Origin of the sequence: Erwinia persicina NBRC 102418, assembly GCF_001571305.1 — a bacterium.
Lineage (GTDB): Bacteria > Pseudomonadota > Gammaproteobacteria > Enterobacterales > Enterobacteriaceae > Erwinia > Erwinia persicina.
Map to the genome: position 1 here is coordinate 1 of NZ_BCTN01000015.1, position 20,191 is coordinate 20,191.

The window sequence follows — 20,191 nt, forward strand, 5'->3', positions numbered from 1 at the left end:
ACAGGCGCCTCTGGAACGCAAGCAGTAATATCGACTTTTTTACTGCCTGCTTAAACTTCGTGCGAAACGCTGTTTTTTAACCCTGTTTAATGCGTGCTGGCAGCGCTTTCAGGCTATCCAGTACCCAATCCGCCGCCATCTCACCTTCAGGCGTCACCGGCTTACCGCTGCGAACCAGCACCTTTTTCCCTACTCCGGCGGCTAAAGCAGCCTGCATATCCTCAATTTTATCGCCAACCATATAAGAAGCGGCCATATCAATGTTCAGATCCTGTCGGGCCGTCAGCAGCATTCCCGGCTGGGGTTTGCGGCAGTCACAGGACTGTCGGAACGCTTCAACTATTGCATCCGGATGGTGCGGGCAAAAATAGATGCCATCCAGATCCACTTCGCGGTCAGCCAGTGACCAGTCCATCCACTCGGTGAGATGCATAAACTGATCTTCGGTGAACATGCCGCGCGCAATGCCGGACTGGTTAGTGACCAGTACCAGCGCGAAGCCCATTTCCTTCAGTTCACGCAGGGCATCAATCACGCCGTCGATAAACTCAAAGTTGTCACTTTCAAAAACGTAACCGTGATCCACATTAATAGTGCCATCACGATCGAGGAAAATTGCGGGGACTTTCTCAGTCACGTAGGAACTCCTGCTTCAAAATTTGCCGTAGTGTATCGCATCATTGCGTTAAAAGAGAGAATGCCCGTTTGAATGACTTCGATTGATTTAGACGTCTGGATGCCCTACCATCCATTCAGTCCCGGTAATCAGGGATACCGTTTTTATTGAACGCCACGGATAACTCCCATCACGATAATAAATAAATCAATGATTAAACTTTCAAATATCACCAAAGTATTCCAGCAAGGGTCACGCAGCATTACCGCCCTGTCCGATGTCAGTCTGCATGTGCCTGCCGGACAAATTTATGGCGTGATCGGCGCTTCCGGTGCGGGTAAAAGCACCCTGATCCGCTGCGTCAATTTACTGGAGCGCCCTACGTCCGGCAGCGTGCTGGTTGATAACCAGGATCTCACTACGCTGTCCGAAGGGCAGCTCACCCTGGCGCGCCGCCAGATTGGCATGATTTTCCAGCACTTTAATCTGCTGAACTCGCGCACCGTTGCCGGTAATGTGGCGCTCCCGTTGGAACTGGGTAACCTGTCGAAGGCCGAGATCAAACATCGCGTGACCGAGCTGCTGGATCTGGTCGGCCTGTCCGACAAGCATGATTCATGGCCTGCCAACCTTTCCGGCGGGCAGAAACAGCGTGTGGCAATCGCCCGTGCGCTGGCCAGCAACCCGAAAGTGCTGCTGTGCGATGAAGCCACCAGCGCGCTGGATCCAGCCACTACCCGCTCCATCCTGGAGCTGTTGAAGGATATTAACCGCCGTCTGGGGATCACCATTCTATTAATCACCCATGAGATGGATGTCGTAAAACGTATCTGTGACTGTGTGGCGGTTATCAGTAACGGTCAGTTGATCGAGCAGGATACGGTGAGCGAAGTCTTCTCTCATCCGAAGACGCCGCTGGCACAACAGTTTATCCAGTCAACACTGCATCTGGACATCCCTGAAGATTATCTCAAGCGTCTGACGCCGGAAGCCAGCGCCACAACCGTTCCTTTATTACGGCTGGAGTTTACCGGCCAGTCGGTCGATGCGCCGCTGTTGTCTGAGTCAGCCCGCCGCTTCAATGTGAATAACAATATTATCAGCGCGCAGATGGATTATGCCGGTGGCGTGAAGTTCGGCATTATGCTGGCTGAGATCCACGGTGACGCAGCCGACACCCAGGCTGCTATCGCGTTCCTGCAAGAGCAACATGTCAAGGTAGAGGTATTAGGTTATGTCTGAGGCGATGATGTGGTTAATGGGCCGCGGCATCTGGGAAACCCTGATGATGACCTTTGTCTCCGGCTTTTTTGGTTTTGTGCTTGGCCTGCCGGTCGGCGTTCTTCTTTATGTGACCCGACCGGGCCAGATCGTGGCGAACGCGAAGCTTTACCGCGTGCTGTCAGCGGCGGTCAACATCTTCCGTTCTATCCCGTTCATTATCCTGCTGGTCTGGATGATCCCCTTCACCCGTATTATTGTCGGCACCTCGATTGGCCTGCAGGCAGCGATTGTTCCGCTTACCGTTGGCGCCGCACCTTTTATTGCGCGTATGGTAGAGAACGCCCTGCTTGAACTGCCTACGGGTTTAATCGAGGCTTCACGCGCCATGGGGGCTACTCCGTTACAGATTATCCGCAAGGTTCTGTTACCGGAAGCACTCCCTGGTCTGGTGAATGCCGCTACTATTACTCTGATTACCCTGGTCGGCTATTCTGCAATGGGTGGTGCTGTCGGTGCAGGTGGTCTGGGTCAGATTGGCTATCAGTATGGCTATATCGGTTATAACGCGACGGTGATGAACACGGTATTAATCCTGCTGGTCGTTTTGGTGTATTTGATTCAGTTCTGCGGCGATCGCATCGTTCGTGCGGTCAGCCACAAGTAAACACAACAGTAATTTCTCTCTATTTAAGGAAGGGATATGTCTTTTAATGTTAAAACGCTTGCCGCTGTCGGCGCGCTTATCGGTACCCTGGCACTGGCTGGCTGTGACCAGAAAGAGAAAGATCCAAACCACATCAAAGTGGGCGTGATCGTCGGAAGCGAACAGCAGGTTGCCGAAGTGGCTGCGAAAGTCGCTAAAGATAAATATGGTCTGGACGTTGAGCTGGTGACCTTCAACGATTATGTGCTGCCTAACGAAGCGTTGAGCAAAGGCGACATTGATGCAAATGCCTTCCAGCACAAACCTTATCTCGATCAGCAGATCAAAGACCGTGGCTACAAGCTGGTGTCTGTCGGCAGCACGTTTGTCTACCCCATTGCCGGTTACTCTAAGAAGATCAAATCACTGGATGAACTGCAGAACGGCGCTCAGGTCGCAATCCCTAACGATCCGACCAACCTGGGCCGTTCTCTGCTGCTGCTGCAGAAAGTGGGCCTGATCAAGCTGAAAGACGGCGTTGGCCTGCTGCCAACCTCGCTGGATGTGGTTGAGAACCCGAAAAACCTGAAGTTGGTTGAGCTGGAAGCACCGCAACTGCCACGTTCCCTGGACGATCAGCAGATCGCGCTGGCGGTCATTAACACCACCTATGCCAGCCAGATTAACCTGACGCCGGCGAAAGACGGCATCTTCGTGGAAGATAAAGACTCCCCGTACGTGAACCTGATCGTCGCCCGTGAAGATAACAAAGACGCGGAAAACGTGAAGAAATTCGTCCAGGCTTATCAATCTGATGAAGTGAATGACGCCGCGAACAAAGTGTTCAACGGTGGTGCAGTGAAAGGCTGGTAAGCATCAACTGCGGGTGGCGCCTGCCACCCGCAACCTCATTTCTCATTATTATACGTGCTTTAGTGCGCGCTCCCCGCTTGTTATTTCTGCTCTGGCTTGGTTCAATAACGCCACTTTTACCGAACGTGAGGAATTTCACATGCGTGTTTTACCGCTCTGTCTGTTAGCACTGTCGCTGACAGGGTGTTCGTTGCTGCCGAAGCCCTATGAACCCGTTAAACCTTTTCCGCAGTCAACGCAAAACGACTCATCTCACTCTAAACCCGCAGCCCGCCCTGCTCCGGTAAAACTGTATACAAATGCGGCCGATTTGGTCAGCAAACCCTTCCGCGATCTGGGTGAGGTGTATGGTGATGACTGCCAGAGCAACGCACAGGATTCGCCACCTAATCTGGCGACCGCACGCAAACGTATGCAGATTCGAGCGTCCGGAATGAAAGCGAATGCGGTACTCGTTCATAAATGTGAAATTGTCAGTGGCGCTCAGGGTTGCCTGCGTCAGGCCGTGTGCCAGGGTTCTGCCCTGAAAGTCTCCAGCCAGTAATAACACTCTTTATCTGTACCGGGGGCAGTTCCTACCCCTGGTCCTGAATACGTCCCAACCTGTCATCGGTGAAAGACGTCCATCGCCTCAATCAATGAGACAATCCCTATATTTACGTGACTATTCAACCTGTTATTTGATAATAAAAACGATAGTGATAAACTCACGACTCAAATAACACGATACAAAGGAATTGTATAATGCGTAAATTGGCCTTTATTTTGGTATCATTAGCCCTCACTGGTTGTGCACACACCGCAGACCAAAATGCTCAAAAAAACACCCCATTAAAACCCGAGGCAAAAAGCACTATGTCGGTAGTGACCTCTCACTCCCCAGTTAAACTGCTGAGTCATCCTGATGAACTTTCGGGCAAATCTTTCCTGCCGTTAGGCCGGGTTACCGGTTCAGCCTGCCAGGTCAGAGCAGCAGATTTACCGACTGACATGAACATTGTGCGTCATCAGTTGCAGACCAATGCGGCTCCGCTTCACGCCAATGCTGTGCTGCTGAATAATTGCGAAATCACGGCCAGTATCCAGGGCTGCTATCGTCAGACCCTTTGCCAGGGCTCAGCCCTGAGAGTCGCCCAGTAATGACCACTTTTTCCTTCCAGCAAATAGGCCAGATTCATTCCCCGTGGAAGGAAAAGTTTGCTGTTCCCCGCCAGCCTGGCTTAATTCAGGATGGCGGCGGAGAGCTCCATTTCGATGCGCCTTATAATCACCCGGATGCGGTGCGCGGTCTGGAAGCATTCAGCCATCTGTGGCTGCTGTTTATTTTCCACCAGACGATGGAAGGCGGCTGGCGTCCGACGGTACGCCCCCCGCGTTTAGGCGGTAATGCGCGCATGGGTGTCTTTGCCACTCGTTCAACCTTCCGCCCTAATCCGGTCGGGATGTCTCTGGTGGAGCTGAAAGGAATTCGCTATGAGCGGCAGCAGGTCATCCTTGAATTAGGCAGCCTTGACCTGGTTGACGGAACTCCTGTCGTTGATATCAAACCCTATCTGCCGTTTGCCGAAGCATTACCTGACGCACGCGCCGGGTTTGCCCAGCAAGCCCCCGTTGCGGATATGCCGGTGAGCTTTACTCCCCAGGCACGGCTGCAGCTGATGCAGCATCAGCAGCGTTTTCCTCATCTTGAACGTTTTATTCATCAGGTTCTCGCCCAGGATCCGCGCCCTGCTTATCGCAAAGGCGAAGAACCCGATCGTGAATATGCGGCATGGCTGCTGGATTTCAACGTCCGCTGGCGTGTTATTCACTCAGGGACAGAAGTTATCGCCATCGACCCGCGTTAATTTCTCCCGGCACCTTTTGACTCTCCTGTCACACTGATACACTAGCGTCCACGTTTTTTTGGCTCTCTTTCCGTTCATATGGAATCGTAACTCATGCGTACTACTCAATATCTGCTCTCCACTCTGAAGGAGACACCTGCCGATGCCGAAGTGATCAGCCACCAGCTGATGCTGCGCGCTGGCATGATCCGTAAACTGGCATCCGGTCTTTATACCTGGCTGCCAACCGGTTTACGCGTGCTCAAAAAAGTTGAAAACATCGTGCGCGAAGAGATGAACAACGCCGGTGCGATTGAGATTTCCATGCCGGTTGTTCAGCCGGCAGATTTGTGGCAAGAGAGTGGCCGCTGGGAGCAGTACGGGCCGGAACTGCTGCGCTTCGTTGACCGTGGTGAGCGCCCTTTTGTTCTGGGTCCAACGCATGAAGAGGTGATCACTGACCTGATCCGTAACGAACTCAGCTCCTATAAGCAGCTGCCGATAAATCTGTTCCAGATCCAGACCAAATTCCGTGATGAAGTCCGTCCGCGTTTCGGCGTCATGCGCTCGCGTGAATTCATCATGAAAGATGCCTACTCGTTCCACACCACCCAGGAATCGCTGCAGGAAACCTATGAGGCGATGTATCGCGCCTACAGCCAGAGTTTCACCCGTATGGGCCTCGACTTCCGCGCTGTTGATGCGGATACCGGCTCTATCGGTGGCAGTGCCTCGCATGAGTTCCAGGTCCTGGCACAGAGTGGTGAAGATGATGTGGTGTTCTCTACCGAGTCTGACTACGCCGCTAATATTGAAAAAGCGGAAGCGGTCGCACCGGCCGGTGGGCGTGCTGCTGCCACACAACCTATGGAGCAGTTCGCAACACCTGATGCGAAAACCATTGCTGAACTGGTCGAACAGTATGGCCTGCCCATCGACAAAACCGTGAAAACCCTGATGGTCCACGCGACCAAAGAGAGCGGACATGCGCTGGTCGCCCTGCTGGTACGTGGCGATCACGAGCTGAACGAAATCAAAGCAGAGCATCTTGATATCGTTGCTTCGCCGCTCACTTTTGCGACCGAAGACGAGATCCGCACGCTGGTGAATGCCGGTCCTGGCTCTCTCGGCCCGGTCGGGCTGAATATGCCCGTCATCGCAGACCGCAGCGTTGCAGCGATGAATGACTTTAGCGCCGGTGCCAATATTGACGGGCAGCATCTTAAAGGCATTAACTGGGAGCGCGATCTGCCGCTGCCGCGCGTCGCGGATATCCGCAACGTGGTCGAAGGCGATGCCAGCCCGGATGGAAAAGGCACGCTGCTGATCAAGCGCGGTATTGAAGTGGGTCATATCTTCCAGCTCGGCACCAAATACTCTGAAGCGATGAAAGCGTCCGTACAGGGTGAAGATGGCCGTAATCAGATTATGACCATGGGCTGCTACGGCATTGGCATTACCCGTATCGTGGCGGCTGCGATTGAGCAGAACCATGACGAGCGCGGGATTATCTGGTCCCCTGCACTGGCTCCTTTCCAGGTAGCGATTCTGCCAATGAATATGCAGAAATCGTTCCGCGTGAAAGAACTGGCAGAAGAGCTGTATGCCACCCTGCGCGCCAGAGGCATTGACGTTATTCTCGACGATCGTAAAGAGCGCCCGGGTGTCATGTTTGCAGATATGGAACTGATTGGCGTGCCGCACAGCATCGTGATCGGCGACCGTAATCTGGACAGCGAAGAAGTGGAATACAAATCGCGTCGTACCGGTGAGAAACGGATGATCAAAACCAACGAAATCGTTGATTTCCTGGTGAGTGAACTGGCGATTTAACCTGTCGCAGGCCAGGAAGACGGCCTGACGTTACCGTTCCGATCAAAAAAAGCCACCGCATTTGCGGTGGCTTTTTTCATTTTAGGATTGAACGACGTTTGACTGCTCTTGCTCCTGCAGCGCCCGCACCGTCTGGTGCCGCTGCCAGTAGTAACCCAGGGTGTATTTAAACCCTTCAATGTCCTTATTCAGGCCCGGTAGCGGGATCTCACTGCGCTTTTTACCCTGTGCGTTGGGTTGAACATGTTGCAGATACAGCACTTCTTTCGTGAACCGCTTAATCACGTTGATATTCTTAATATTATCCCACGGCAGCAGTTCAGCCGTCTGCGGTTTAATAATACCCAGATAGGTCAGTTCTATCGCACTGCCATCTTTCAGCGTCCACGAAACCGGCGGGAAGTATTTCAGAACCAGCGCCGTCTCCTCTTCCCCTTCAGGCTGATAGCGCCATGCCAGGCTCTCTTCATGCGCTGAGGAAAAATCACGCTCGTATTTCTGCCACAGTTGCTGTTCTATTTCCGCTGCCACTGGCATCAGATCGACCCAGCTCTCTGCCGGTAACTCCGCTGCGATGGCTGCATAACCGGTTTCATCAACGGTATAGCCCACGTTATGCATACGATCGGCCAGCGGTGGATGTGAATCAAATGGGTGCGGCACGTTTGACTGACGCATCATGCCAATAAAGTCCGGCGAACTGACATGCTGCGGCAGGCCCTGGGCAATGGCTTTACTGATCCCCAGCTCATTTTCATGCAGGGTTTTATTATCAAACAACGTTTGCTCAACTTCGCTGCGATAGCTGGCATAAGCAGAAATTTTAATCAGTGACTCAACAATTGCTTCAGGAGTAATCAGGGTGGCAGCATTGCGGTCTGCAACGAACTCACGCTCACGACTGTTACGCTGCCATGCCAGTTCAAACAACATGCGATACAGGCAAAGAGGATAGTAAACCATCACTGTCGAGATATCTTTTCTCATCAAATGAATGTACTGGTCGAAGCGGTACAGTTTTGGCCCCAGTAAGGCGCCCGACGCGGTATCGCCTTCATGCAGGTGCGTTAACTCATGCACCATCACCCCATCAGCCTGGGAAGTGGTTAGCTGACGCAGCAAGGGGATACTGACGTAGAGCTTGCGGCCCTTCAGCAACTGCTGGTTGACGCTTAACGGTGCTTCGGTTACATAAAAGTTAGTATCGATACCCGCAATAATATGGTCGGGGGGTGCCGTCCCTACCCGGGAAGCCAGCGCATCAATACGCGACCACAGCGCGGGTGCCGCGTCACGGGTTACGACTTCACCTTCAACATCGTCTTCAGGCGGCAGCTTTTTGAAGATGCCTTTGATCATATAAAACATTGCGGCCAGTACCAGCAGCCCCATGGCCATGACCAGCTTCGGATAATAGGTTTGGGTAAAGAATGCCGTTCCCCAGAAAGAGAGCCAGACCAGCATTCCGCCCTGAACCAGCACTTCCAGCGCGCTCGTCAGCATCAGGAAAGGACGGGCCAGCTTCAGGCTTTGCAGCTGTCCCTGACGGTTTTTAAAGGCCAGCATGGTGAACAGGACGATCATCAGCAGAATGACAACGCCACCAGCCAGGGTCCAGAAAGCGACTTTGTCCATCATCCAGAACTGCCAGAGTTCTGACTTTTCTGCACAGACCGCATTCTGATAGTCGCGGAGATCGTCCGGCACCGCACCACAAACGCTGGAAGGCGGGTTCTGTTGCAGGAATTCCGTCAGTTTATTCACATCCTGACTCTGACTGCGCGCATCATCAATAAAGATTTGACTATATTCCTGATCGAGCTGACGCGTGCCGTATTCAGCAAATACCAGCGTAATAGCGGGGATCAGGAAAAGCGTCACTAAAACCCATAGGAATACTTTCGCATACCCTTTTTTCAATGCCATTAATTCGTTCAAAATAATTAACCCGCAAACTGTGTGTGAGAAGACAAAGCTGCTTATATCAGGCAATACCTAAAGGGGAATCTACCGACATTAATGGAAATGGCGTGAGATCCGTCTCTGGCGTGCGTCAGCTATAGAGTGTTAATAAGGTGGTAATACAGGCGTATAAGACGATATTTCAACAAAGTGAACAAGAGGTTAACGGCTTTTTAGGATTATTTACCTGGCTTATTCTCTTTTTTCCCGTTGCGGAGATAAATATATTCTGTAATAACCGGTTTAATTTGACTTAATTCCAAAAAAGCCCCTTAAAGGGGCTTTTTTATTATTTCAGCGTCTTGTTAAGTGCCCGTCTTATTTGCCGTCAGACGCCAGCCGTGCGCATTGCTCACCGCCATTCCGCGCCCGGCAATCGCTTCAAGACCATTATTAATCGGGCGAAATCGTAGTTTCTCGCCGTTCATGGCGACCAGGGTCAGCGTATCTGCGGTGCGGGCCCACTGGCCATACTGCGCGCTGCGCAGGGTATGCTCCCCTGTCGCACGCTGCTCCAGGACATAGCTACCATCGGTGGCCAAAAACAGCGAGGACTCACTGTCCTCACAGGCGGGTCCACACGGCAGCAGGCCGGTGTAACTCTGCTGCATCGGCTCCAGCGGTGGGGGTTGCTGCGCGTTCTGCCGGTTATGGCAGCCCAACAGCCCTCCCAAAGCCAGAGTGGCAAATAATGTGAGAACAACTGCTTTCATGGTCGCTCCTGCATAAAAAGATAACGATTCAGTCGCCGCGAACTTTTCCACGCAGCGATTTCGTTGAGGCTTTGCGGGCTTTGCCTTCCAGCCGGCGTTTTTTTGAAGCCATCGTCGGACGCGTAGCGCGGCGGGTTTTCTCCACAACAGTTAACTCCTGAATCAGGTTTTCCAACCGTTTCAGTGCCGCTTCTCGGTTCATCTCCTGGCTACGATACTCCTGCGCCTTGATAATCACGATACCTTCCGGGGTAATCAGATGATGGCTGACCGCCATCATTCGCTCCTGATAAAACACCGGCAGGCTGGACGCGCGAATATCAAAACGCAAATGGATTGCCGTCGAACTTTTATTCACGTTCTGGCCACCGTTACCCTGCGCTCTGATCGCGGTGATTTCGATTTCGGCATCTGGAATAGTGACGCTACGTGACAATACAATCATACCCTTTTTCCTGCCTCCAGCCATGAATCAAACTGAATTTCCAGATGACTGCTGTCATCAGACAGCCAGATGGTGCCGTCCTGAATGGTGGCCTGCAACGTCATGGATCGTGAAGCCAGCTTAATCAGGGCACTGAGCTGTTCATCATTCAGGTAACGTATCGTCAGGTTATCATGCTGAGACAGCTTGCTCTGATGTTGCTGCCACCATGGCTGTGCGGCTCGCCAGTTATAGGTATACAACCAGACGTGCTGAGAACGGCTACAGGCTTTCTTGATCCTGCGCTCATCCGGCAAACCGAGGTCAATCCACACGTCAATACCGCCGTGATCGTTCAGTTGCCAGATTTCAGGCTCATCTTCCGCACTCAGCCCCCGGGTAAAGGTCAGACGCTCATTTGCGTGAACCAGCCAGGCGAGCAGACGCAGCATCATCCGCTCTTCCGTTTCCGAAGGGTGACGGGCCAGCGTCAGCGTCTGGTCAATAAACACGTTGCGGTCCATGTCTGCGACGTTAACCGTGGCTTTATAAATTGTTGCTTTCAGTGCCATAAGGATCCTTATCTCAGTTGCCCGCTATTGTAACCTGATGATGCAGCAAATCACCTGCTCACAGGCTGATTTCCCGTAAATGGCTGTGCTATAGTCGCATTATCGCCAGAGAGAACTCTGAAGGGGGGTGCATGTGCAAAAGTATTGTGAATTAGTTCGCCGGAAATATGCTGAAATTGGCAGTGGCGATCTGGGATACGTGCCTGACGCACTCGCGTGCGTGTTGAAAGCACTTGATGAGGTAGCGGGCAATCCTGAGCTACACTCTTCCATCAGGGAAAAGGCAGCCTTTGCTGCCGCCAACTTATTGGTGAGCGACTATGTTGACGAAAGATGAAGCCTACAGACCGATCAACTGCGATGACTATGACAACCTGGAACTCGCCTGCCAGAATAACTGGATGCTGACACTGGCGTTAAAAGACGGTGAGCAGCTTAAGGCAAAAGCCAAAGATATGCTGTCGCGTAAGAACGTAGAGTACCTGAGCATTGAGATTGCCGGGGAAAATCGCCAACTGCGCCTTGACCATATCGCCAGCTTCAGCCACCCGGATCTCGGCACCGTGGTGGTCAGCGAGTCAGACTAGTCACTTCCTGCCAGGCGGATCGCCGATCCGCCTTCCCTCTCAGGGTTTCAGACCCGCATAGTATGCCGCCAGATCCTCGATGTCCTGATCGCTCAGCCCCGCCACAAAAGCTTTCATCACCTCTGCCTGCCCGCCGCTGCGCCCGCCGCTTTTGTACGCCTGTAGCGCCTGCGCCAGATAGGGTTCATGCTGCCCGGCAAGATTGGGGTAGACTGGGGCTGCGGCTTTTCCTTCCGCGCCGTGGCAGGCCAGACAGCGGGCAGATTTCTCCTGTCCGGCACTGCTGTTGCCCGCTGCCAGCGCAGGCGCACAGCCGATCAGCAGCAAAGCCGCTATTATTCTGACGTTGTTCATTGCACTCTCTCGTCTTCTTTTATCGACACCAGTCAACTGACCAGCCGCTATCGGGACGGTCCGGGACACCTTCACGGGTGACAAAAACCCCTGCGGCCGCCATCAGGCGCTCGCCATAAAATATCAGCGGCGTGCGCTCACGCTCCCAGGGGGGAACGGCCAGTTCATGCCACAATTTTTTTAACGGCCGGCTGCCTGCCCGGCCGACAATATGAAACGATCCCTGCGCTTTAAAGCGCACGCTGACTGGTTCGTCCGGCTGCGGCAGGCGCAGTGTTACCGCCTCGCTGTCCGGCCGCAGCTGCCCAAGGCCTTCCGGCAAAATCAGCGGGCGTGAGATATCTGTCCACATCAGCCGGACAGCGGCCAGCGACGGCCTCAGCGGCAGCCAGTACAGGCGGTGGCGATAGCGACGCACCTCATGCCCGCCCAGCCGGAGGCGCGGTTCGGCATCCTCACGGCTACAGGCCACTTCCTGCCACAGGCGGCGCAGGGCATCACGCGACGGCATACTGCCCTGATAGCAGGCGATCCAGCGCCGCAGCAGCGCGCTGCGCCGGGCTTCACTCATCTCAAACAACGGAGCAACTGGCAACGTACCGGCAGAATCCATCAGCGATGACAGTGACTCCGCCAGCAGTTCGTCCAGTAGCTGCTCCTGCTCACCGCACAGCGAGGCGCTGCGGGCAACGGCGTGGGAAAAATGTGGCCAGCGGGCATTCAGTAACGGCATGACTTGCAGGCGCAAAAAATTGCGGTCATAGCGCGGATCGGCGTTACTTTCATCCTCAATCCACGTCAGACAGTGTTCCTGTGCCCAGTCTTCCAGCTGCAGGCGACCGAACGCCAGCAGCGGCCGCAGGTGACGATGCTGGCCCATCTGGCGATGTGCTGGCATGGCGGCCAGACCCGCCGGGCCGCTACCCCGCTTCAGTGCCAGCAACAGGGTTTCACTCTGGTCATCCTGGTGCTGGGCAGTTAACAGCGTTTCCCCCGCCTGAAGCTGTTGACTGAAAACCTGATAGCGTGCGCCGCGTGCCGCGGCCTCAATCCCGCCGTGGCGTGCATCGACCGTAACATGGCAGACCACCAGCGGCACCTGCCACTGCAGGCACTGTTGCCGGCAGTGAGCCACCCAGTCATCCGCACGCGGGCTGAGTCCGTGATGGATATGCACTGCCCGCAGCTGCAAGGCAGGACGCTGGCGGCGTAACAGCACCAGCTGATGCAACAGCACGCTGGAGTCCAGCCCGCCACTGTAAGCCAGCAGCACGCTGTGCTCGTTAACCAGTTGGGCTTCAAGATGGGCAATCGATGACATGGTCATTCCAGAATACAGGGGACGCTATTATAACCCCATCAATCCTGATATATCTCCAGCGGCAGTCCATCCGGATCGTTAAAGAAGGTAAAAAGTTTGCCAGTGAGCGGATCGATACGCACCGCTTCACAACGCACGCCCTGGTCTTCCAGAGACTGCTTCGCGGCCTCAACATCATCGACACTGAAGGCAAGATGGCGTAAACCGCAGGCTTCCGGCTGGGTCGGACGCGCCGGTGGCAGGGGAAATGAGAACAGCTCAATCACATACTCACCGTTTAGCGTCAGATCGCCCTTCCAAGAATCACGCTCGGCACGATACACCTCCCCCATCAGGCCGAAGCCCAGAATATCGCAGTAAAACGCCTTACTCAGCGCATAGTCGCGGGCGATGATCGCTACGTGATGGATTTTTTTTAACTGTAATGCTGGCATATCGGCTCCTGATTAATCAATGCCTGACGACCCTACCCGTCAGGCACCAGAGCAGCAAGGTTAAAATTCTGGATCTCCGGCTACATTCCGACGTCGTTTTTCAGCACACGCACGCGATACTGGCCTTCGTCCGTCAGCGTGGTGCCGTGAATATCGGTTTCGAACCCAGGATAATGCTTACCAATAGCACACAACATCAGCAGAAAATCGAGCACCGCCCGGCTCTCTTCGGTGATCATCTCTCCGGGCATCACCACCGGCACACCGGGAGGGTACGGCAGGATCATATTGGCGGAGATGCGCCCGACCAGCGCAGAGATATCCACCGTTTCGATATTGCCTTTTACCTGCTGCTGGAACATCTGGTGCGGCGTCAGTTTCATCTCCGGTAGCGTGGAAAACGCCTTCAGCATCAGACGCGGCAGATCGTGCTGACGGATCAGCGTGTGGATCCCCTGGGCCAGATCCTGAATGCGCATATTGCGATAGAAGTCAGGATCTTCCGCATACAGATCCGGCAGCATGTTTTTGACCCGCAGATTAAGATCATAGGATCGTTTAAATTCGGTCAGACCGCGCAGTACGCTCATCGCTTTGGTTTTATCAATGCCGATGCTGAACAGGAACAGCAGGTTGTAGGGCCCGGTTTTCTCCACCACCACACCGCGCTCATCGAGGAATTTCGCCACCAGCGCCGCCGGGATCCCCTCTTCGGCCATGTCGCCCAGCTCACTCATCCCCGGCGTCAGGATGGTCACTTTGATCGGATCAAGATACATATGATCGGCATCCGCATCGCGGAAGCCGTGCCACTCCTCTTCACCGGGCTGGATCGGCCAGCATTCCGGCTCATCCACGCCTTCCGGCTGCCAGATGTCAAAGAACCAGCCCTCTGACTCTTCGCGCAGGCGCTGGACTTCGCGACGAAAATGCAGAGCCCGCTCGACCGAACGGTTAATCAGGCGCTTACCCGGATTACCGCGCAGCATCGCCGCCGCCGTTTCGATGGAAGCGACGATGGCATAGTTGGGCGACGTGGTGGTGTGCATCATATAGGCTTCATTAAAGGTCTGTTCGTCGTAATCCCCTTTAATATGGATCAGTGAGGCCTGGGAAAATGCCGCCAGCAGTTTATGGGTAGACTGGGTTTCATAGATGACCTTGCCCGGCGTTCGCTCCCCGCTCATGCCGCTCAGCCCCTGATAGATAGGGTGGAAGTTGGTATAGGGTACCCAGGCAGAGTCAAAGTGAATGGACGGCACGTCCAGTGTCTCTTTGATATAGCGGGTGTTGTACAGCAGCCCGTCATAGGTGGAATTAGTGATTACGGCATGAACAGGCCAGCTGGCACGCGGGGTTTGTGCCACCTTCAGCGCAATACTCTCTTTCGTAAATTCGCGCTTCGGGATGCCGCCGAGAATACCGAGTGCATTCCGCGTGGGTTTCAACCAGATGGGGATGATATCGCTCATCATCAGCAGATGAGTTAATGACTTATGGCAGTTGCGATCCACCAGCACCGTGCTGCCTGACGGGGCGGCATACATCCCGACGATCTTATTCGACGTGGAGGTGCCGTTGGTGACCATATAACTCTGCTCGGCACCAAAGGTGCGCGCCACATACTCTTCTGCTTCAAGATGCGGGCCGGTATGGTCCAGCAGCGACCCCAGTTCAGTGACAGATATCGAAATATCGGCCTTCAGGGTATTGGCACCAAAAAAATCATAAAACAGACTGCCCACCGGGCTTTTCTGGAAGGCGGTGCCCGCCATATGACCGGGCGTACAGAAGGTATACTTTCCCTCTTTGACATAGGTAAACAGCGCTTTCGTCAACGGGGGCGTGATGGTATCGATATATTCATCGGTATAATGACGGATGCGCTGGGCGATCTCTTCCGCTGCGTTCAGGGCGTATTCGAAGAACCAGATGGTCATGCGCATTTCATTAATGCTGACATCCATCGTTGAGTGGGTGTTGATAAAGGCATAAAGCGGAAGATATTCGTTTAACTGGTTAATTTCACAACACAGCTCCAGACTGTGTTCATCCCAGTCAAACACTACGCCGCAGATACGCGGATTGTGTTCAATCAGCTTCAGCAGGTCATTGGCGTCATGCGGGTAGATAGTCTGAAAGCCCTGGTTTTTTAAGGTAGTGTCCAGCTCACGGATGGGTTCATCTTTATAAAAGGCGTTATGCGGTCCCATGATCGCGATAATATTCAATGTTGTCTCCTGGTCTGTTTGCTCCAGTGTGTAAGCATAGTGGACGCAAAACAAAAAGGGCCAGACGATGTCTGACCCTTTGGGTAACGAATGGTGAACAATCAGGCGTAGCCGTAGCTCATCAGACGCTGATAGCGGCGATCGAGCAGCTCTTCTTTAGAAAGCGTATCCAGATCGGCCAGATCGGCCAGCAGCTGGGCTTTCATCGATACGCCGATTGCCAGCGGATTACGATGCGCGCCGCCCAGAGGTTCCGGGATGACGGTATCAATCAACTTAAGCTCTTTCAGACGCGGTGCAATAATGCCCATCGCTTCGGCGGCCAGCGGCGCTTTGTCGGCGCTTTTCCACAGAATTGACGCACAACCTTCTGGTGAGATCACCGAGTAGGTACTGTACTGCAGCATATTCACTTTATCGCCAACGCCGATAGCCAGTGCACCACCGGAGCCACCTTCACCAATCACGGTGCAGATAACCGGCACGGTCAGGCCAGACATCTCACGCAGGTTACGGGCGATAGCTTCAGACTGACCGCGCTCTTCCGCACCCACGCCAGGATAAGCTCCAGGGGTATCAATGAAGGTGATGATCGGCATATTAAAACGCTCGGCCATCTCCATCAGGCGCAGTGCTTTACGATAGCCTTCAGGCGCGGGCATACCGAAGTTACGACGGATTTTCTCTTTGGTTTCGCGCCCTTTCTGATGACCAATAATCATCACCGGACGACCATCCAGACGCGCGGTGCCACCGACAATGGCTTTATCGTCGGCATAGGCACGGTCGCCCGCCAACTCGTCAAAGTCCGTGAACACATTGCGAACATAGTCCAGCGTATACGGGCGCAGCGGATGACGCGCAAGCTGCGCAATCTGCCAGGCACCTAAATCTGAGAAGATTTTACGGGTCAGCTCAACGCTTTTATCGCGCAGACGCTGAATCTCTTCATCCAGATTAATATCCAGTTTTTCATCCTGACGGCCAACCGACTTAAGCGAATCAATCTTCGCTTCAAGTTCTGCGATTGGCTGTTCGAAATCCAGGTAATTAAGACTCATAATAATCCTGTTTTAGTCAAACTCCAGTTCCACCTGCTCCGATCCTATCAACGATCGCAGATCGTTCAGCAAACGATCGCTCGGCGACACGCGCCAGGTTGCACCAAAGCGCAACTTCGCCCGCGCATCCTCTCTCTGATAGTAGAGATGTACCGGAATTGTCCCCGAACGATGGGGTTCCAGGGATTGACGGAGACGGTTCAAAAGCTGGTCATCAATTTGCCTGTCCGTCAGCGAGATAGCAAGCCCGCGTGCATATTTTTCACGTGCTTCATCGATGTCCATCATATCGCGGGCCATCATTTTAAGCCCGCCGTTGAAGTCATCGAAGCTGACCTGCCCACTGACGATCAGGATACGGTCCTTCTCCAGCATATGCTGGAACTTATCTAACGCATCTGTAAACAACATCACTTCCAGACGACCAGAACGGTCATCCAGCGTGCAGATGCCAATACGGTTACCGCGTTTTGTTACCATCACACGGGCCGCCACCACCAGACCGGCAGCCGTGGTCATCTTACCACGCTCGGTCGGGTGCATGTCTTTCAGGCGCAGTCCACCGACATAGCGCTCAATTTCTTTCAGGTACTGGTTGATTGGGTGACCCGTTAAGTAAAGCCCTAACGTTTCCCTTTCGCCATCCAGCTGGATCTGTTCCGGCCAGGGAGTGACATCCGAGTAAGACTTCTCAACCTGTTCCGGGGCTTCGGCCAGCACGCCAAACATGTCGGCCTGGCCGATGGCTTCCGCTTTCGCATGCTGATCGGCCGCTTTCAGTGCATCCGGTAGCGCACTCATCAGTGCCGCGCGGTGCGGGCCGAGGCGATCAAAGGCACCGGACATAATCAGCTTTTCCAGCACCCGCTTATTCAGCTTCTTCGTATCAGTGCGGGCGCACAGGTCAAACAGTTCGCGGAAATAGCCACCTTCGTTACGGGCTTCAATGATCGCTTCGATCGGACCTTCACCCACACCTTTGATCGCGCCAATACCGTAAACGATTTCACCCGCATCGTTAACGTGGAACTGATACTGTCCGGAGTTAATATCCGGCGGCAGCACCTTCAGCCCCATCCGCCAGCACTCATCAACCAGGCCAACCACTTTCTCAGTATTATCCATATCAGCGGTCATGACCGCCGCCATAAATTCAGCCGGATAGTGCGCCTTCAGCCACAGCGTCTGGTAGGAAACCAGCGCATAGGCGGCGGAGTGAGACTTGTTAAACCCGTAGCCGGCGAATTTCTCCACCAGGTCAAAAATTTTAATCGCCAGCTCACCGTCGATGCCGCGCGATTTCGCACCGTCTTCAAAGCCGCCGCGTTGCTTGGCCATCTCGACCGGGTTCTTTTTACCCATTGCACGACGCAGCATATCGGCACCGCCGAGGCTGTATCCCGCCAGCACCTGGGCTATCTGCATCACCTGTTCCTGATAGAGGATGATGCCATAGGTCGGTTCCAGCACAGGCTTCAGGGACTCATGCTGCCACTGAATATCCGGATAGGAGATCTCTTCACGCCCGTGTTTACGGTCAATAAAGTTATCCACCATGCCGGACTGCAGCGGGCCGGGGCGGAACAGGGCGACCAGTGCAATCATATCCTCAAAGCAGTCTGGCTTCAGGCGTTTGATCAGGTCTTTCATGCCGCGTGATTCAAGCTGGAAGACCGCAGTAGTCTCCGAGCGTTGCAGCATATCGAAACTTTTTTTATCTTCAAGCGGAATTGCCGCGATATCGATCGGCGGCTCACCCTGCTTTTCGCGGCGGGCGTTAATCATCGCCAGCGCCCAGTCAATGATCGTCAGGGTGCGCAGGCCCAGGAAGTCAAACTTCACCAGGCCGGCATATTCCACGTCGTTCTTATCAAACTGCGTAACCGGATGGTTGCCATTCTCGTCGCAGTACAGCGGCGCGAAGTCGGTAATTTTGGTCGGCGCGATGACCACGCCCCCGGCGTGTTTACCGGCATTACGCGTCACCCCTTCCAGGATGCGCGCCATATCAATCAGTGCCTTAACTTCTTCATCTGCTTCATAAATTTCAGGCAGCTGAGGTTCGGCGGCAAAGGCCTTTTCCAGCGTCATCCCCGGGTCGGGCGGCACCAGTTTAGAGATGCGATCGACAAAACCATAAGGATGGCCAAGCACGCGCCCTACGTCGCGGATCACCGCTTTGGCGGCCATCGTACCGAAGGTAATGATCTGCGATACGGCCTGACGCCCGTACATTTCTGCCACGTGCTCAATCACCAGGTCGCGTTTTTCCATGCAGAAATCGACATCAAAGTCAGGCATTGAAACACGTTCAGGGTTGAGGAATCGTTCAAACAGCAGATCGAATTCCAGCGGGTCGAGGTCAGTGATTTTCAGCGCATAGGCCACCAGCGAGCCCGCACCCGATCCACGTCCCGGGCCCACCGGGACATCGTTATCCTTCGACCACTGGATGAATTCCATGACGATCAGGAAGTAACCAGGGAACCCCATCTGGTTAATCACCGTCAGTTCAATGTCCAGACGTTCGTCATATTCACCGCGGCGCTCGGCGCGAACCTTCTCATCCGGGAACAGGAACGCCAGACGTTCCTCAAGCCCTTCTTTTGATTTTGCCACCAGAAAATCTTCTGTGGTCATCTCACCGGTGGGGAACTGAGGCAGGAAATACTCACCCAGACGGATGGTGACGTTGCAACGACGGGCAATTTCCACGCTATTTTCCAGCGCTTCCGGAATGTCCAAGAACAGCTCGCACATCTCCTCTTCACTACGCATGTACTGCTGCGGGCTGTAGTTGCGGGGACGTTTAGGATCGTCGAGGGTAAAGCCGTCGTGAATGGCCACGCGAATTTCATGAGCATCAAATTCCGCTTCCGTCAGGAAACAGACTTCGTTAGTCGCCACCACCGGCACGCCCTGCGCGATCGCCAGCTCTACCGCCGCGTGGAGATACGTCTCTTCATCCTGACGGCCCGTACGGATCAGTTCCAGATAATAGCGGTCGGGAAAATGGTACTGATAAAAGGCCAGACACTCGGTCACCTGTGCCGTATTACCGCGCAGCAACATTTTGCCGACATCACCACGGCGCCCACCGGACAGCAGGATGATGCCCTGCTGATGTTCTACCAGCCAGTCACGATCGATTGTCGGGCCTGCGGGACCATAACCCCGTTGGTAAGCGCGGGAAATCAGCAGCGTCAGGTTCTGATAGCCTTCATTATCAGCCGCCAGTACGGTGATTTGAGACAGCTCGTCCCCCATGGCTTCGCTGCTGACGTTGAAATCGGCACCGATAATGGGCTTGATACCCTGGCTGTGAGCGGTACCGTAGAATTTCACCAGCCCGCACAGGTTCGTGAAGTCAGTGATGCCGATGGCCGGCATCCCCATTTTTGCCGCGTTTTTCACCAACGGGCCAGTTTTCGCTAGCCCATCGATCATGGAGTAGTCACTGTGAACGCGTAAATGAATAAAACGAGGTTCGGCCATCTGAGATTCCGTTAAAACCAGG

20 protein-coding genes are annotated in these 20,191 nt (G+C 54.0%); 9 read left to right on the forward strand and 11 right to left on the reverse strand.

The genetic code is table 11. The features are described from left to right. Positions 1–76 precede the first annotated feature (76 nt). On the reverse strand, positions 77–637 hold the full coding sequence (gene gmhB, locus EPE01S_RS15970) for a D-glycero-beta-D-manno-heptose 1,7-bisphosphate 7-phosphatase (RefSeq protein ID WP_062747042.1): 561 nt from the start codon (positions 635–637) through the stop codon (positions 77–79). 189 nt (positions 638–826) lie between these two features. Here gmhB and metN point away from each other — a divergent pair, with 189 nt between their 5' ends. From metN to proS, 7 genes are all read left to right on the forward strand, one after another. Next, positions 827–1,858: a methionine ABC transporter ATP-binding protein MetN gene (metN, locus tag EPE01S_RS15975; protein WP_062747044.1), complete on the forward strand. Its 1,032-nt coding sequence runs from the start codon at positions 827–829 to the stop codon at positions 1,856–1,858. Continuing rightward, positions 1,851–2,504 carry a methionine ABC transporter permease MetI gene (locus EPE01S_RS15980; RefSeq protein ID WP_062747046.1) on the forward strand — a complete coding sequence of 218 codons (654 nt, stop codon included), beginning with the start codon at positions 1,851–1,853 and terminating at the stop codon, positions 2,502–2,504. Before metN ends, EPE01S_RS15980 begins: the two co-directional genes overlap by 8 nt. A 36-nt stretch (positions 2,505–2,540) precedes the next feature. Next, a complete protein-coding gene (locus tag EPE01S_RS15985; protein WP_062747048.1) occupies positions 2,541–3,356 on the forward strand; it encodes a MetQ/NlpA family lipoprotein in 816 nt (271 codons plus the stop codon). A gap of 139 nt (positions 3,357–3,495) precedes the next feature. Continuing rightward, positions 3,496–3,900 carry an envelope stress sensor lipoprotein RcsF gene (gene rcsF, locus EPE01S_RS15990; protein WP_062747050.1) on the forward strand — a complete coding sequence of 135 codons (405 nt, stop codon included), beginning with the start codon at positions 3,496–3,498 and terminating at the stop codon, positions 3,898–3,900. A gap of 200 nt (positions 3,901–4,100) precedes the next feature. Continuing rightward, a complete protein-coding gene (gene rcsF, locus EPE01S_RS15995) occupies positions 4,101–4,496 on the forward strand; it encodes an Rcs stress response system protein RcsF (protein ID WP_062747052.1) in 396 nt (131 codons plus the stop codon). Further along, complete coding sequence (tsaA, locus tag EPE01S_RS16000; protein WP_062747054.1) at positions 4,496–5,203, forward strand: tRNA (N6-threonylcarbamoyladenosine(37)-N6)-methyltransferase TrmO; 708 nt, start codon at positions 4,496–4,498, stop codon at positions 5,201–5,203. Before rcsF (EPE01S_RS15995) ends, tsaA begins: the two co-directional genes overlap by 1 nt. 93 nt (positions 5,204–5,296) lie before the next feature. Beyond that, positions 5,297–7,015 (forward strand): proline--tRNA ligase, encoded by a 1,719-nt coding sequence (proS, locus tag EPE01S_RS16005; RefSeq protein ID WP_062747056.1) that lies wholly within the window; start codon positions 5,297–5,299, stop codon positions 7,013–7,015. 81 nt (positions 7,016–7,096) lie between these two features. Here the strand turns inward: proS and EPE01S_RS16010 are convergent, their stop codons facing one another. From EPE01S_RS16010 to EPE01S_RS16025, 4 genes are all read right to left on the reverse strand, one after another. After that, positions 7,097–8,941: a M48 family metallopeptidase gene (locus EPE01S_RS16010; RefSeq protein ID WP_062747058.1), complete on the reverse strand. Its 1,845-nt coding sequence runs from the start codon at positions 8,939–8,941 to the stop codon at positions 7,097–7,099. A 341-nt stretch (positions 8,942–9,282) separates the two neighbouring features. After that, a complete protein-coding gene (locus EPE01S_RS16015; protein WP_062747060.1) occupies positions 9,283–9,690 on the reverse strand; it encodes a copper resistance protein NlpE N-terminal domain-containing protein in 408 nt (135 codons plus the stop codon). Between the two features lie 28 nt (positions 9,691–9,718). Beyond that, positions 9,719–10,135, reverse strand: a complete 417-nt coding sequence (gene arfB / locus EPE01S_RS16020) for an alternative ribosome rescue aminoacyl-tRNA hydrolase ArfB (protein ID WP_062747062.1) — start codon at positions 10,133–10,135, stop codon at positions 9,719–9,721. After that, the gene (locus tag EPE01S_RS16025; RefSeq protein ID WP_062747064.1) at positions 10,132–10,686 is read right to left on the reverse strand and encodes a YaeQ family protein; all 555 of its coding nucleotides are present in this window, start codon (positions 10,684–10,686) and stop codon (positions 10,132–10,134) included. Before EPE01S_RS16025 ends, arfB begins: the two co-directional genes overlap by 4 nt. 133 nt (positions 10,687–10,819) lie before the next feature. On the opposite strand from EPE01S_RS16025, the gene EPE01S_RS16030 reads away from it, so the two are divergent. Together EPE01S_RS16030 and rof are read left to right on the forward strand one after the other, a co-directional pair. Continuing rightward, entirely contained in the window at positions 10,820–11,023 is a 204-nt protein-coding gene (locus EPE01S_RS16030; RefSeq protein WP_062747067.1) for a YaeP family protein, read from the forward strand. Next, on the forward strand, positions 11,007–11,273 hold the full coding sequence (rof, locus tag EPE01S_RS16035; protein WP_062747070.1) for a Rho-binding antiterminator: 267 nt from the start codon (positions 11,007–11,009) through the stop codon (positions 11,271–11,273). The genes EPE01S_RS16030 and rof overlap by 17 nt, the downstream gene beginning before the upstream one ends. 39 nt (positions 11,274–11,312) lie before the next feature. Here the strand turns inward: rof and EPE01S_RS16040 are convergent, their stop codons facing one another. The 6 genes from EPE01S_RS16040 to dnaE form a co-directional block, all read right to left on the reverse strand. Next, entirely contained in the window at positions 11,313–11,627 is a 315-nt protein-coding gene (locus EPE01S_RS16040; RefSeq protein ID WP_062747072.1) for a c-type cytochrome, read from the reverse strand. A 19-nt stretch (positions 11,628–11,646) separates the two neighbouring features. Beyond that, positions 11,647–12,948 (reverse strand): tRNA lysidine(34) synthetase TilS, encoded by a 1,302-nt coding sequence (tilS, locus tag EPE01S_RS16045; protein WP_062747074.1) that lies wholly within the window; start codon positions 12,946–12,948, stop codon positions 11,647–11,649. 38 nt (positions 12,949–12,986) lie between these two features. Further along, entirely contained in the window at positions 12,987–13,382 is a 396-nt protein-coding gene (locus EPE01S_RS16050; RefSeq protein WP_062747076.1) for a VOC family protein, read from the reverse strand. A gap of 80 nt (positions 13,383–13,462) precedes the next feature. Continuing rightward, entirely contained in the window at positions 13,463–15,613 is a 2,151-nt protein-coding gene (locus EPE01S_RS16055; RefSeq protein WP_062747078.1) for a lysine decarboxylase LdcC, read from the reverse strand. Positions 15,614–15,714: 101 nt separating this feature from the next. Continuing rightward, positions 15,715–16,674: an acetyl-CoA carboxylase carboxyl transferase subunit alpha gene (gene accA, locus EPE01S_RS16060; protein ID WP_062747080.1), complete on the reverse strand. Its 960-nt coding sequence runs from the start codon at positions 16,672–16,674 to the stop codon at positions 15,715–15,717. A gap of 12 nt (positions 16,675–16,686) precedes the next feature. Then, a complete protein-coding gene (dnaE, locus tag EPE01S_RS16065; RefSeq protein WP_062747082.1) occupies positions 16,687–20,169 on the reverse strand; it encodes a DNA polymerase III subunit alpha in 3,483 nt (1,160 codons plus the stop codon). Between the last annotated feature and the right edge of the window lie 22 nt (positions 20,170–20,191).

Excerpts from the sequence above, each read along its gene's own strand:
- rcsF (WP_062747050.1), top strand. The coding sequence starts at position 3,496 with ATGCGTGTTTTACCGCTCTGTCTGTTAGCACTGTCGCTGACAGGGTGT.
- tsaA (WP_062747054.1), top strand. The coding sequence starts at position 4,496 with ATGACCACTTTTTCCTTCCAGCAAATAGGCCAGATTCATTCCCCGTGG.
- EPE01S_RS16050 (WP_062747076.1), bottom strand. The coding sequence starts at position 13,382 with ATGCCAGCATTACAGTTAAAAAAAATCCATCACGTAGCGATCATCGCC.
- EPE01S_RS15980 (WP_062747046.1), top strand. The coding sequence starts at position 1,851 with ATGTCTGAGGCGATGATGTGGTTAATGGGCCGCGGCATCTGGGAAACC.
- accA (WP_062747080.1), bottom strand. The coding sequence starts at position 16,674 with ATGAGTCTTAATTACCTGGATTTCGAACAGCCAATCGCAGAACTTGAA.
- tilS (WP_062747074.1), bottom strand. The coding sequence starts at position 12,948 with ATGTCATCGATTGCCCATCTTGAAGCCCAACTGGTTAACGAGCACAGC.
- rof (WP_062747070.1), top strand. The coding sequence starts at position 11,007 with ATGTTGACGAAAGATGAAGCCTACAGACCGATCAACTGCGATGACTAT.
- dnaE (WP_062747082.1), bottom strand. The coding sequence starts at position 20,169 with ATGGCCGAACCTCGTTTTATTCATTTACGCGTTCACAGTGACTACTCC.
- metN (WP_062747044.1), top strand. The coding sequence starts at position 827 with ATGATTAAACTTTCAAATATCACCAAAGTATTCCAGCAAGGGTCACGC.
- EPE01S_RS16040 (WP_062747072.1), bottom strand. The coding sequence starts at position 11,627 with ATGAACAACGTCAGAATAATAGCGGCTTTGCTGCTGATCGGCTGTGCG.
- EPE01S_RS16025 (WP_062747064.1), bottom strand. The coding sequence starts at position 10,686 with ATGGCACTGAAAGCAACAATTTATAAAGCCACGGTTAACGTCGCAGAC.
- proS (WP_062747056.1), top strand. The coding sequence starts at position 5,297 with ATGCGTACTACTCAATATCTGCTCTCCACTCTGAAGGAGACACCTGCC.
- EPE01S_RS16010 (WP_062747058.1), bottom strand. The coding sequence starts at position 8,941 with ATGGCATTGAAAAAAGGGTATGCGAAAGTATTCCTATGGGTTTTAGTG.
- EPE01S_RS15985 (WP_062747048.1), top strand. The coding sequence starts at position 2,541 with ATGTCTTTTAATGTTAAAACGCTTGCCGCTGTCGGCGCGCTTATCGGT.
- EPE01S_RS16015 (WP_062747060.1), bottom strand. The coding sequence starts at position 9,690 with ATGAAAGCAGTTGTTCTCACATTATTTGCCACTCTGGCTTTGGGAGGG.
- rcsF (WP_062747052.1), top strand. The coding sequence starts at position 4,101 with ATGCGTAAATTGGCCTTTATTTTGGTATCATTAGCCCTCACTGGTTGT.
- arfB (WP_062747062.1), bottom strand. The coding sequence starts at position 10,135 with ATGATTGTATTGTCACGTAGCGTCACTATTCCAGATGCCGAAATCGAA.